Raw genomic sequence first — 13375 nt, forward strand, 5'->3', positions numbered from 1 at the left:
ATGGCCCGAACCCAAGCCGAACCGCCAGCCAGCCAGCCCGACGCGCGTGCCGCGTGGCTGCGCGACCAACTCGAGCGGGCGAATTACGCCTATTACGTGCTCGACCAGCCGGACCTGCCCGACGCCGAATACGATCGGCTGTTCGGCGAGCTGCAGCAACTCGAAACCGATCATCCCGAACTCGTGACGCCCGATTCGCCGACGCAGCGCGTCGGAGGCGAAGTGGCGGGCGGTTTCACGCCGGTCGTCCACGACGCGCCGATGCTGTCGCTGAACAACGGCTTCGCCGACGAAGACATCGTCGCATTCGACAAGCGCGTCGCCGATGCGCTCGACAAGACGACTGATCTCGCCGGCTCGGTGACGGACCCGGTCGAATACGCGTGCGAGCTGAAGTTCGACGGGCTTGCGATCTCGCTGCGCTACGAGCAGGGCATGTTCGTGCAGGCGTCGACGCGCGGCGACGGCACGACCGGCGAGGACGTGACCGAGAACGTCCGCACGATCCGCTCGATCCCGCTGAAGCTGAAGGGCAAGCACGTGCCGGCCGTGCTCGACGTGCGCGGCGAGGTGCTGATGTTCAAGCGTGATTTCGCACGCCTGAACGAACGCCAGCGCGCGGCCGAGCAGCGCGAATTCGCGAACCCGCGCAATGCGGCGGCCGGCAGCCTGCGCCAGCTCGACCCGAAGATCACCGCGCAGCGTCCGCTGTCGTTCTTCGCGTACGGGGTCGGCAGGCTCGACGGGATGCCGATGCCGGACACGCACAGCGCGCTGCTCGACTGGTACGAGACGCTCGGCCTGCCGGTGAACCGCGAACGCGCGGTCGTGCAGGGCGCCGACGGCCTGCTCGGCTTCTTCCGCAAGGTCGGCGAGAAGCGCGAGTCGCTGCCGTACGACATCGACGGCGTCGTCTACAAGGTGAACCGGCGCGACGAGCAGGACCGCCTCGGCTTCGTGTCGCGCGCGCCGCGCTTCGCGCTCGCGCACAAGTTCCCGGCGCAGGAAGCGCTGACGAAGCTCGTCGCGATCGACGTGCAGGTCGGCCGCACGGGCGCGATCACGCCGGTCGCGCGGCTCGAACCCGTGTTCGTCGGCGGCGCGACGGTGACCAACGCGACGCTGCACAACGAGGACGAAGTGCGCCGCAAGGACATCCGGATCGGCGATACCGTGATCGTGCGGCGCGCGGGCGACGTGATCCCCGAGGTCGTCGGTGCGTTGCTCGAGCGCCGGCCGGATGATGCGGCCGAGTTCGTGATGCCGACCGAGTGCCCGGTGTGCGGCTCGAAGATCGAGCGCCTGCCGGACGAGGCGATCGCGCGCTGCACGGGCGGGCTGTTCTGCCCGGCGCAGCGCAAGCAGGCGCTGTGGCACTTCGCGCAGCGCCGCGCGCTCGACATCGACGGGCTCGGCGAGAAGATCATCGATCAGCTCGTCGAACTGAATCTCGTACGCACGCCGGCCGACCTGTTCAATCTCGGTTTCGCGACGCTCGCTGAACTCGACCGGTTCGCCGAGAAGTCCGCGCAGAATCTGCTCGACTCGCTCGAGAAGGCGAAGCACACGACGCTCGCGCGCTTCATCTACGGGCTCGGGATCCGCCATGTCGGCGAATCGACCGCGAAGGATCTCGCGAAGCATTTCGGGTCGCTGACCCCGATCATGGACGCGTCGATCGAGGAGCTGCTCGAAGTGAACGACGTCGGGCCGATCGTGGCCGAGTCGATTCACCAGTTCTTCGCGGAAGAGCACAACCGCACGGTGATCGAGCAATTGCGCGCGCCCGGCAAGGTCACGTGGCCCGAAGGCCCGCCCGCGCCGAAGGCGCCGCAGGGCGTGCTCGCCGGCAAGACGGTCGTGCTGACGGGCACGCTGCCGAACCTCACGCGCGACGCGGCGAAGGAGATGCTCGAAGCGGCCGGCGCGAAAGTCGCGGGCTCGGTATCGAAGAAGACGGATTATGTGGTCGCGGGCGCCGACGCCGGCAGCAAGCTCGCGAAGGCCGAGGAACTCGGCATCCCCGTGCTGGACGAAGACGGACTGCACCAACTCCTGGAGGGCAACACGCCATGATTCGCGAGATCCTGAAGATGGGCGATCCGCGCCTGCTCGAAGTCGCCAAGCCGGTCGAGCGGTTCGACACCCCCGAGCTGCACGAGATCGTCGCGGACATGTTCGAGACGATGCATCACGCGAACGGCGCGGGGCTTGCCGCGCCGCAGATCGGCGTCGGGCTGCAGATCATCATCTTCGGCTTCGGCAGCAACAACCGTTATCCGGACGCACCGCCGGTGCCCGAGACCGTGCTGATCAACCCGAAGCTCGAGTACATGCCGCCGGACATGGAAGAGGGCTGGGAAGGCTGCCTGTCGGTGCCGGGCATGCGCGGCGTCGTCAGCCGCTACGCGAAGGTGCGTTACAGCGGCTTCGACCAGTTCGGCGCGAAGCTCGACCGTGTCGCGGAAGGCTTCCATGCGCGGGTCGTCCAGCACGAATACGATCACCTGATCGGCAAGCTGTATCCGATGCGGATCACCGACTTCACGCGCTTCGGCTTCACCGAGGTGCTGTTCCCGGGGCTCGATCCGGCAGCCGACGACTGACCTTGATGCGGCTGCGCGCGCCGTGTTGCGCGTGGTTTCGTACCGGACACGAAAAAGCCCGCTTGCGCGGGCTTGTTTCATGGTGCGGCACGCAGCGCGTGCCCGCTGTCAGAACGACTCGTCGGCCGACAGGTAGCGCCATTGCCCCTGCGGCAGCGCGCCGAGCATCACGCGGCCCATCCGCACGCGCTTCAGGCCGATCACTTCGAGACCGACCAGTTCGCACATGCGGCGGATCTGGCGCTTCTTGCCTTCACGCAGCACGAAACGCAGCTGTTCGCCATTCTGCCAACTCACCATCGCCGGCTTCAGCGGGACGCCGTCGAGTTCGAGGCCGTGGCGCAGCTTCGCGAGCGATTCCGCGGGGAAGTGCTGGTCGATGTCGATCAGCCGTTCGCCGAAGCGCACGCGCACCAGATACTCCTTGTCGATGTCCGACTGCTCGCCGATCAGCTGCTTCGCGATCACGCCATTCTGCGTCAGTACGAGCAGGCCGGTGGAGTCGATGTCGAGCCGGCCGGCCGGCGCGAGCGCGTGCAGGTGCTGCGGCGAGAAGCGCAGCGGCGAGCGGTCGCCGCTCCACTGGTTGGCGCGCGTGATCAGCACCGATGCCGGCTCATAGCCGTCTTCCGCCTGACCCGACACGTAGCCGACCGGCTTGTGCAGCAGGATCGTCACCTGCGCGGCCTGCGCGGCGCTCGCGCGCTCGTCGATCTCGATCTTCTGGTCCGGGCGGACCTTGGTGCCGAGCGTGTCGATGCGTTCGCCGTCGACGAGCACCCAGCCCTTTTCGATCCATTCGTCGGCTTCGCGGCGCGAGCACAGGCCGAGTTCGGACATGCGCTTCGACAGGCGCATCAGGCCGGTTTCGTCGCCGTGGTCGACGTCGGCCGCCGCGCGCTTGACCGGTTGCGCGGTCTTGACCGCACCGAACGAGCGGCGTTCGCCGTCGCGTGCGGGGCGCGTCGGGCGTTCGCCGAAGCTGCGCTTCGCGCCTTCGCCGGATGCCTTGTCGCGATAGGACGGGCGTTTGCCTTCATCGGCGCCTGCGCGGCGCGGGCGGGCGTCGTCATCACGACGCGGCGGGCGATCGGACGACGTGCGACGGTCGCCGAAGCTGCGTTTTGCGCCTTCGCCGGATGCGTTGTCGCGATAGGGCGCACGTGCGCCGCCTTCGCCACCCGCGCGACGCGGACGTGCATCGTCGTCGCGACGCGGCGGGCGATCCGACGACGTGCGACGGTCGCCGAAACTGCGTTTTGCGCCTTCGCCGGATGCGTTGTCGCGATACGGCGCACGTGCGCCGCCTTCGCCACCCGCGCGACGCGGACGTGCATCGTCGTCACGACGGGGCGGGCGATCCGACGACGTGCGACGGTCGCCGAAACTGCGCTTCGCCCCTTCGCCGGATGCGTTGTCGCGATACGGCGCACGCGGGCCACCTTCGCCACCCGCGCGACGCGGACGTGCATCGTCATCACGGCGCGGCGGACGATCCGACGACGTGCGACGGTCGCCGAAACTGCGCTTTGCGCCTTCGCCGGATGCGTTGTCGCGATAGGGCGCACGCGGGCCGCCTTCGCCACCCGCGCGACGCGGACGTGCATCGTCGTCACGACGGGGCGGACGATCGGACGACGTGCGACGGTCGCCGAAACTGCGCTTTGCGCCTTCGCCGGATGCGTTGTCGCGATACGGCGCGCGCGTGCCGCGTTCGGCACCGCCCTCACGCGGCGCACGCTTGGCCGGTGCGCGATCCGCGCCCGGGCGCTCGGCGCCTGCCGCGCCGCGCGGCTTGAACGAGCGTTCGCCGGCGGCGGCCGGCGCGGCCTTCTTCGGGCGCGCCGGCTTGTCGCCTGCGGGTAGCGCGGCTGGGCGCACCGCCTTGCGGGCGACGAGGCTGCCGGAGCGGACAGGGGCGCGGGTCGGCGACGCCGGCTTCGGATTCTTGACGGTTAATTTGGTGCGCATAAACGCTGGGATTCATTCAGACTGCGATCGCGCGCAGCAATTCGGTTTCGAGCTGGATCTGCAGGCGGTTGTCGGACAGGCCGGCACCGTCGAGCAGGAAGATGTCCTCGACGCGTTCGCCGAGCGTATTGATCCGCGCCGCGTGGACGCCGACCTGATGCTCGGCCAGGACGCGCGCGATCGAATAGAGAAGGCCCGGCCGGTCGTTGGCGGACACGGACAGGATGTAGTACTGGCCGCGCTCGTCGGCCCGGAGGTCGACGCGCGGCGTGATCGGAAACGTCCGCGACAACCGCGACAGGCGGCCCTTGGACGGCTCCGGCAGCGACGCGGTTTCGGCCAGGCGCGCTGCGAGTTGCTGTTCGACGAGATTCGCGATGTCGCGGTAGCGCACGTCGCGTTCGGTCTGCGTGACGATGAAGTTGTCGAGCGCATAGCCGTGCCGCGTCGTGCTGACACGTGCATCGAGCACCGACAGCCCGTTGCGGTCGAAGTACGCGCAGATGCCCGCGAACAGGTCGGGGCGATCCTTCACGTACACGAGCACCTGCAGCGCGTCGCCGATCGGCGACGGCCGCGCGCGCACGATCGCGGTTTCGGCGTTCACGTGCCGGTACAGCACGCGCGTCTGCCATGCGATGTCGGCCGCGTCGTGACGCAGGAAGAAGCCGACGTCGAGCTGGTCCCACAGCGCGCGGTGCGCGTCGTCGGGCACGGTCTCTAGGCGCAGCAGCGCGAGCGCCTGCTCCTGCCGCGACTTCAGTTCCGAATGCGCGTCGGGGTTCGCTCCGCCGAGCACCGCGAGCGTGATGCGGTACAGGTCCTCGAGCAGCTTGCCCTTCCACGTGTTCCACACCTTCGGGCTCGTGCCGCGGATATCGGCGACGGTCAGCAGGTAGAGTGCGGTGAGGTAGCGCTCGTTGCCGACGACTTCGGCGAAGCGCTTGATGACTTCCGGGTCGCTCGTGTCCTGCTTCTGCGCGACCTGGCTCATCGTCAGGTGATGCTGGACGAGCCACACGATCAGCGACGCGTCGTCGCCGGTGATCCCGTGCTCGCGGCAGAAGCGCCGCGCGTCGGCCATCCCGAGCGTCGAGTGGTCGCCGCCGCGGCCTTTCGCGATGTCGTGGAACAGCGCCGCGACGTACAGCACCCACGGGCGCTCGAAGTTGCCGATCAGCTGGCTGCAGAACGGGTACTCGTGCGCATGCTCGGCCACCGCGAAGCGGCGGATGTTGCGCAACACCATCAGGATGTGCTGGTCGACCGTGTACACGTGGTACAGGTCGTGCTGCATCTGGCCGACGATGCGGCGGAAATTCAGCAGGTAGCGGCCGAGCACGCTCGTCTGGTTCATCAGCCGGAACGCATGCGTGATGCCTTCGGGCTGCTGCAGGATCTGCATGAACGTGCGGCGGTTCTGCGGATCGCGCCGCCACGTGTGGTTCATGATCTCGCGCGAGTTGTAGAGCGCGCGCAGCGTGCGGGCGGACAGGCCCTTCACGCCGCGGGTCGCCTCGTACAGCAGGAACGCCTCGAGGATCGCGTCGGGATGGCGTTCGAACACGCCGTCGTCGACGATCTCGAGCATGCCCTGCTTCTCGACGAAGCGATCGGGCGACAGCACGCGCGTGATGCCGCTCGTCGCGGGGAACAGCTGCGCCTCGATGTTCTGGATCAGGATCGTCGCCAGCTGCGTGACCGCTTTCGCGGCCCAGTAGTAGCGGCGCATCAGCTGCTCGCTCGCGCGCTTGGCCTGCGTCGGCCGGTAGCCGAAGCTCTCGGCGGCCTGCGTCTGCAGGTCGAACACGAGCATGTCCTGGCGGCGTCCGGCGATCACGTGCAGGCGCGCGCGCAGCGTCTTCAGGAATCCTTCGTTGCGGCGCAGCTCGCGCGCCTCGCGATCGGTGATGAGGCCGCGCGTGTCGAGCTCGCGCCAGCTGCTGCCGAAGCCGGCCGCGCGCGCGATCCACAGGATCGTCTGCAGGTCGCGCAGCCCGCCGGGGCTCTCCTTCACGTTCGGCTCGAGGCTGTACGGCGTGTCCTGGAACTTCGCGTGGCGCTGACGCATCTCGAGCACCTTCGCGGTGAAGAAGGCGCGCGCGTCGAGCGCCTCGTGATACCGCACGGTGAAGCGCTCGAACAGCGCGGTGCTGCCGACGATGCGGCGCGCTTCGAGCAGCGAGGTCTGCACGGTGACGTCCTGCGACGCCTCCTCGATGCATTGCTCGACCGTGCGCACGCTGCTGCCGATCTCGAGGCCGAGATCCCACGCCATCCCGATGAAGCGCTCGATCCGCGCGTCGAGCGCCGGGTCGTGCGCATCGGGCAGCAGCACCAGGATGTCGACGTCGGAGTGGGGCGCGAGCTCGCCGCGCCCGTAGCCGCCGACGGCGACGAGCGCGAGCGTCGCGGGCAGCCCGCAGTCGTCCCACACGCGCTTGAGCGCATCGTCGGTGAGTCTCGACAGCGCGTGCATCAGCGACGTGACGTTCGTCGCGCTGCGAAAGCGCTCGAGCAGGTCGGCCTTGGCGGCCTTGAATTCGGCGCGCCGCGACAGCGCTGCGGGCGAGGGGGCGGCGTGAGCGCTCATGGGCGGCCGTTCAGGTCAGCAGGTGAGGGGTGGGCGGGGCGGGCGCGACGGCGCTCAGACCGCGGCGGCCGGTTGCGCGAACACCGGGCGTGCCGGCGTGCCGGCGGACACGGTCAGCACCTCGTAGCCGGTTTCGGTGACGAGCACCGTGTGCTCCCATTGCGCGGACAGGCTACGATCGCGCGTCTTGACCGTCCACTGGTCGGGCATCGTGCGGATGTCGCGCTTGCCGGCGTTGATCATCGGCTCGATCGTGAAGATCATCCCGGCCTTCAGTTCGATGCCGGTGCCCGGGCGCCCGTAGTGGACGACCTGCGGATCCTCGTGGAACACCGTGCCGATGCCGTGGCCGCAGTATTCGCGCACGACGCTGTAGCCGTGCGCTTCGGCGTGCTTCTGGATCGCGTAGCCGATGTCGCCAAGGTGCGCGCCGGGCTTGACCTGGTCGATGCCGAGCCACATGCACTCGTAGGTGGTCTGCACGAGGCGCTTCGCGAGGATCGAGCCTTCGCCTACGATGAACATCCGGCTGGTGTCGCCGAAGTAGCCGTTCTTGATCACGGTGATGTCGATGTTCAGCGCGTCGCCGTTCTTGATCACCTTCTCGCCGGGAATGCCGTGGCAGATCACGTCGTTGACCGAGATGCAGGTGGCCTTCGGGTACGGCGGATAGCCGGGCGGCTGGTAGTTCAGCGGCGCGGGGATCGTGCCCTGCTCGTTGAGCATGAATTCGTGACAGAGCCGGTCGAGTTCGGCGGTCGTGATGCCCGCGACGACGTGCGGCGTGATGAAGTCGAGCACTTCGCTCGCGAGACGGCAGGCGACGCGCATCTCGGCGATGTCGTGTTCGTTTTTGAGCGTAATAGCCATCGAGGTATGCCTGGAATGCGGTGAATTGACGGATTATCGCACCTTATGGCGGGCCTCGCAGCCCCTGCCGGCGGTGCCGGTGCGGGTTTTCGCGGATTGTCCGGCCGGCTGCCCCGCGGCAGGCGAAAGTGGCGGGCGACTTGAGAGCCGACAAATCGGCGTGCTATACTCTTTGGCTAAGTCGACATCCAAATGCCGAACATGCCCCGATGTGGGGTGGTATCGCGACGGCATCAGGATGAAAGGCTTGCGGCACGGGCAGTTTCGCACGTGCCGAATCGCAAGCCGGCGCAACCAGGGTGCCGGCCGCGCGGAACGCGCGGCGGTACGGCAGCCGGCTTAAGACCCAACCCTCGTGGAGAATTTACATGGCAGTCACGATGCGCCAAATGCTGGAAGCGGGTGTCCACTTCGGTCACCAGACGCGCTTCTGGAACCCGAAGATGGCCCCGTTCATTTTCGGTCACCGCAACAAGATTCACATCATCAACCTCGAAAAGACGCTGCCGATGTTCACGGACGCACAGAAGTACGTGCGCCAGCTGGCAGCGAACCGCGGCACGATCCTGTTCGTCGGCACGAAGCGCCAGTCGCGTGACACGATCGCCCAGGAAGCGCAACGTGCGGGCATGCCGTACGTCAACGCACGCTGGCTCGGCGGCATGATGACCAACTTCAAGACGCTGAAGGTATCGATCAAGCGCCTGAAGGACATGGAAGCGGCAGTCGAGGCGGGCGAGCTCGAGAAGATGAGCAAGAAGGAAGCGCTGCTGTTCGAACGCGAAATCGCCAAGCTGCAGAAGTCGATCGGCGGCGTGAAGGACATGGGCGGCATTCCGGACGCAATCTTCGTCGTCGACGTCGGCTACCACAAGATCGCCGTCACGGAAGCGAACAAGCTGGGCGTGCCGGTCATCGCCGTGGTCGACACGAACCACTCGCCGGAAGGTGTGGACTACGTGATCCCGGGCAACGACGACTCGAGCAAGGCAGTCGCGCTGTACGCTGAAGGCGTGGCCGACGCGATCCTGGAAGGCCGTGCGAACGCGGTCAACGAAGTGGTCCAGGCAGCGCGTGGCGACGACGAGTACGTCGAGGAAAACGCGTAACTGGCCCCGAGCCGGCGCAAAAAGGGGGCTCTCAACAGGCCCCCTTTTTTTAAGCTTGTGCGCCGGACCTGATCGCGCCGAATCGGCGCGGGTCCGGAAACGATTTTCGGCCGTTCGCGTCCAAGCGGGCGGCGTTGTGAATACAGACTCAAGGAGCGAATGATGGCGGCAATTACCGCAAGCATGGTGGCAGAACTGCGCGCAAAGACCGACGCACCGATGATGGAGTGCAAGAAGGCGCTGACGGAAGCCGACGGCGACCTGGCCAAGGCTGAAGAGCTGCTGCGCGTCAAGCTCGGCAACAAGGCGAGCAAGGCGGCATCGCGCGTGACGGCAGAAGGCGTCGTCGCATCGTTCGTCGGCGGCAACGCGGGCGCGCTGGTCGAGCTGAACTGCGAAACCGACTTCGTCGCGAAGAACGACGACTTCCTCGCATTCTCGAAGACGGTTGCAGAACTCGTCGCGACGCAAAACCCGGCCGACGTGGCAGCGCTGTCGGCACTGCCGCTCGACGGTTCGACGGTCGACGCAGTCCGCCTGGCCCTGATCGGCAAGATCGGCGAGAACGTCTCGATCCGCCGTTTCGTCCGTTTCGAAACCGCGAACAAGATCGCAACGTACCTGCACGGCGCGCGTATCGGCGTGATCGTCGAGTACACGGGTGCGGAAGAGCAGGTCGGCAAGGACGTCGCGATGCACATCGCCGCGATGAAGCCGGTCGCCCTGTCGTCGGCCGACGTGCCGGCGGAACTGATCGAGACGGAACGCCGCGTCGCCGAGCAGAAGGCTGCCGAATCGGGCAAGCCGGCTGAAATCGTCGCGAAGATGGTCGACGGCAGCGTCCAGAAGTACCTGAAGGAAGTGTCGCTGCTGAACCAGACGTTCGTGAAGAACGACAAGCAGACGATCGAGCAGATGCTGAAGGCAGCGAACGCGACCGTGCAGAAGTTCGCGCTGTTCGTCGTCGGCGAAGGCATCGAGAAGCGCCAGGACGACTTCGCCGCCGAAGTGGCCGCGCAAGTCGCAGCAGCAAAGCAGCAGTAAGCAGTCAGGCAGTATCCGCGGCGGGCGTCCGCTCCGCCGCGGCCGGCGGCGCCGCCGGCCGGCCGGGAAACCCGGTCCGGTCGCCGGCGCTTGCCCGAATCAGTATTTCGCCCCTACAGTTCGTGGTTGTCATCCTCTCGTCGCTCGGAAGCCCCTATGTCCAATGCCTATAAACGCGTCCTCCTCAAACTCTCCGGCGAAGCGCTGATGGGCGACGATGCCTTCGGCATCAATCGCGCGACGATCGAACGGATGGTGGCGGATATCGCCGAAGTCGTGGGTCTCGGTACGCAACTCGCGGTCGTGATCGGCGGCGGTAACATTTTCCGCGGTGTCGCGGGCGGTGCGGCCGGCATGGACCGTGCGACGGCCGACTACATGGGGATGCTGGCGACGATGATGAACGCGCTGGCGCTGCAGGACGCGATGCGCCACGCCGGCATCGTCGCGCGCGTGCAGTCCGCGCTGCGCATGGATCAGGTCGTCGAGCCGTACATCCGGCCGCGCGCGATCCGCCAGCTCGAGGAAGGCAAGGTCGTGATCTTCGCGGCCGGCACGGGCAACCCGTTCTTCACGACGGACACGGCCGCCGCGCTGCGCGGTTCGGAAGTGGGCGCCGAGGTCGTTTTGAAGGCGACCAAGGTCGATGGCGTATATTCTGCCGATCCGAAGAAGGATCCGTCGGCCACGCGCTACACGACGATCAGCTTCGACGAGGCGATCAGCCGCAATCTGCAGGTGATGGACGCGACGGCCTTCGCGCTGTGCCGCGACCAGAAGCTGCCGATCCGCGTGTTTTCGATCAACAAGCCGGGCGCGCTCAAGCGCATCGTGCTGGGCGAGGACGAAGGTACGCTCGTCCACGTGTAAACTCCCGCGGATGCGGGCAAGCGGCGCGGGTCGCCGGCCGTGGTGCGTGGCGCACCGGGCGCGGCCCGCGTTCATTGAAGGTTGGAAGGTTCGGAGGTTGAAATGAGTGTCGCTGATGTCAAGAAGGGCGTAGAGCAGAAGATGCAGCGCTCGATCGAAGCGTTCAAGAACGATCTGGCGAAGATCCGTACGGGCCGTGCGCATACCGGTCTGCTCGATCACGTGCAGGTCGACTACTACGGTTCGATGGTGCCGATCTCGCAGGTTGCGAACCTGACGCTCGTCGACGCACGCACGATCGGCGTGCAGCCGTGGGAAAAGAACATGGTCGCGAAGGTCGAGAAGGCCATCCGCGAAGCCGATCTGGGCCTGAACCCGGCCACGGCCGGCGACCTGATCCGCGTGCCGATGCCCGCGCTGACGGAAGAGCGCCGCCGCGAGCTCACTAAGGTGGTCAAGAGCGAAGGCGAAACGGCCAAGGTCGCGATCCGCAACCTGCGCCGCGACGCGAACGAAGCGCTCAAGAAGCTCGTGAAGGACAAGGAAATCTCGGAAGACGACGAGCGCCGTGCGAGCGACGACGTGCAGAAGCTGACCGACAAGCACGTCGCCGAAGTCGACAAGCTCGTGCAGAGCAAGGAAGCCGAGATCATGACGGTCTGACGACCGTCCTCGCGCGCCGCCTTCTTCCCGCAACTGTCTCAACGGCCATGACCTATACCAGCTCTACCGTTCGCGTGCCTGACGTCGGCGCCGTGCCGCGTCATATCGCGATCATCATGGACGGCAACGGCCGTTGGGCGACCGAACGCCGCTTGCCGCGCGTCGCGGGGCACACCCGCGGCGTCGACGCCGTGCGGTCGGTGGTCGAAGGCTGCGCGCGCGCCGGCGTCGAATACCTGACGCTGTTCGCGTTCAGTTCGGAGAACTGGCGCCGGCCGAACGACGAAGTGTCGTTCCTGATGCGGCTGTTCATCACCGCGCTCGAGCGCGAGATCGGCAAGCTGCATGCGAACGGGATCCGCCTGCGCGTCGTGGGCGATCTCGAGCGTTTCGAGCCGCGCATCCGCGAACTGATCCGCCGCGCCGAAACCAAGACGGCGCGCAACACCCGCCTGACCCTGACGATCGCCGCGAACTACGGCGGCCGCTGGGACATCCTGCAGGCGACGAAGAAACTCGTCGAGCAGGCCGTGCGCGAGGGCCGCGAGGTCGAGGTGACCGAAGACGCGTTCGCGCCGCACCTGGCGATGGCCTATGCGCCGGAGCCCGATCTCTTCATCCGCACCGGCGGCGAGCAGCGCGTCAGCAATTTCCTGCTGTGGCAGCTCGCGTACGCCGAATTCTATTTCACCGACAAATACTGGCCGGATTTCGACGGCGCGGCGCTGGCCGACGCGATCGCGTCGTATACCGAGCGCGAGCGCCGTTTCGGGCGCACCAGCGCGCAGCTCGAACCGCAATCGCAGAACGCCGATTCCCTTTCATGCTGAAGACCCGTGTGATCACGGCGGTCGTGATGCTGGCCGTGTTGCTGCCGGTGACGCTGTTCGCGCCGCTCGCGGCCTTCGGCGCGCTGATCGGCGTCGTGCTCGTGTTCGCCGCGTGGGAATGGGCGCGCCTGCTGAAGCTCGGCGCGGCCGGTTCGGTCGTTTATGCGATCGTCGCCGCGCTGGCGCTCGCGGCGACCGCGCCGCTCGGCGTCGAGGCCGCTTCGTCCCGTCCCCTTTTCATGGCGGCCGGCGTGTTCTGGCTGCTGGTCGGCCCGTTCTCGCTGCGCCGCAAGCCGGAACTCGCGGGCGGCGTGTGGCGGCCGTTCCTGCTCGCGGCCGGGCTCGTGGTGTTCGCGGCCTGCTGGCACGCGGTCGTCGCGGCGCGTGCGCAGGGCGTTCCGTTCGTGCTCTCGCTGCTGCTGGTCGTGTGGCTGGCCGATATTGGTGCATATTTCGCGGGCAAGGCCTTCGGAAAGCGTAAACTGGCCGTTACGATCAGTCCCGGGAAGAGCTGGGAAGGCGCGATCGGCGGCTGGCTCGCCGTGATGGTCGTCGCGGGAGCCGCGATGGCCGCGCACTGGTTCGAGCCGACCCTGTTTTCCGCATTCGCGACGCGCTACGGGATGCCCGGCGCGTGGGCCGCGCTGACGCTGCTGGTTGCGTACAGCGTGATCGGCGACCTGTTCGAGTCGCTGCTCAAGCGTCAGGCGGGCGTGAAGGATTCGAGCGGCCTGCTGCCCGGTCACGGCGGCGTGCTCGACCGCGTCGACGCGCTGCTGCCGGTGCTGCCGCTCGCAATGCTGCTGCTTGGTTAAACCA

General features: G+C 67.2%; 11 protein-coding genes. 8 read left to right on the top strand and 3 right to left on the bottom strand.

The window, feature by feature from the left end:
* Positions 1 to 2076: an NAD-dependent DNA ligase LigA gene (ligA, locus tag DIE17_RS09300; RefSeq protein ID WP_124486185.1), complete on the top strand. Its 2076-nt coding sequence runs from the start codon at positions 1 to 3 to the stop codon at positions 2074 to 2076.
* Entirely contained in the window at positions 2073 to 2606 is a 534-nt protein-coding gene (gene def, locus DIE17_RS09305) for a peptide deformylase (RefSeq protein WP_044847933.1), read from the top strand. Before ligA ends, def begins: the two co-directional genes overlap by 4 nt.
* Before the next feature lie 108 nt (positions 2607 to 2714).
* Here the strand turns inward: def and DIE17_RS09310 are convergent, their stop codons facing one another.
* Genes DIE17_RS09310 through map form a run of 3 tightly spaced genes read right to left on the bottom strand, consistent with a single transcriptional unit; the run spans position 2715 to position 8040 of the window.
* Positions 2715 to 4577, bottom strand: coding sequence for a pseudouridine synthase (locus DIE17_RS09310; protein WP_124520002.1), 1863 nt, complete (start codon positions 4575 to 4577; stop codon positions 2715 to 2717).
* A 16-nt stretch (positions 4578 to 4593) separates the two neighbouring features.
* A complete protein-coding gene (locus tag DIE17_RS09315; protein WP_044843776.1) occupies positions 4594 to 7170 on the bottom strand; it encodes a [protein-PII] uridylyltransferase in 2577 nt (858 codons plus the stop codon).
* A gap of 54 nt (positions 7171 to 7224) precedes the next feature.
* Positions 7225 to 8040 (bottom strand): type I methionyl aminopeptidase, encoded by an 816-nt coding sequence (gene map / locus DIE17_RS09320; RefSeq protein WP_124520004.1) that lies wholly within the window; start codon positions 8038 to 8040, stop codon positions 7225 to 7227.
* A gap of 368 nt (positions 8041 to 8408) precedes the next feature.
* Between map and rpsB the strand changes: the two genes are divergently transcribed.
* From rpsB to DIE17_RS09355, 6 genes are all read left to right on the top strand, one after another.
* Entirely contained in the window at positions 8409 to 9149 is a 741-nt protein-coding gene (rpsB, locus tag DIE17_RS09330; RefSeq protein ID WP_006483818.1) for a 30S ribosomal protein S2, read from the top strand.
* 162 nt (positions 9150 to 9311) lie between these two features.
* The gene (tsf, locus tag DIE17_RS09335) at positions 9312 to 10193 is read left to right on the top strand and encodes a translation elongation factor Ts (protein WP_044843775.1); all 882 of its coding nucleotides are present in this window, start codon (positions 9312 to 9314) and stop codon (positions 10191 to 10193) included.
* A gap of 156 nt (positions 10194 to 10349) precedes the next feature.
* Positions 10350 to 11063, top strand: coding sequence for a UMP kinase (pyrH, locus tag DIE17_RS09340; protein WP_011885142.1), 714 nt, complete (start codon positions 10350 to 10352; stop codon positions 11061 to 11063).
* Between the two features lie 102 nt (positions 11064 to 11165).
* Entirely contained in the window at positions 11166 to 11726 is a 561-nt protein-coding gene (frr, locus tag DIE17_RS09345; protein WP_006752152.1) for a ribosome recycling factor, read from the top strand.
* A gap of 47 nt (positions 11727 to 11773) precedes the next feature.
* Positions 11774 to 12556, top strand: coding sequence for a polyprenyl diphosphate synthase (gene uppS, locus DIE17_RS09350; RefSeq protein ID WP_044843774.1), 783 nt, complete (start codon positions 11774 to 11776; stop codon positions 12554 to 12556).
* Positions 12550 to 13371, top strand: coding sequence for a phosphatidate cytidylyltransferase (locus tag DIE17_RS09355; protein ID WP_124486187.1), 822 nt, complete (start codon positions 12550 to 12552; stop codon positions 13369 to 13371). The genes uppS and DIE17_RS09355 overlap by 7 nt, the downstream gene beginning before the upstream one ends.
* The last annotated feature ends 4 nt before the right edge of the window (positions 13372 to 13375 follow it).

Origin of the sequence: Burkholderia sp. Bp9099, from assembly GCF_003857805.1 — a bacterium.
GTDB lineage: Bacteria > Pseudomonadota > Gammaproteobacteria > Burkholderiales > Burkholderiaceae > Burkholderia.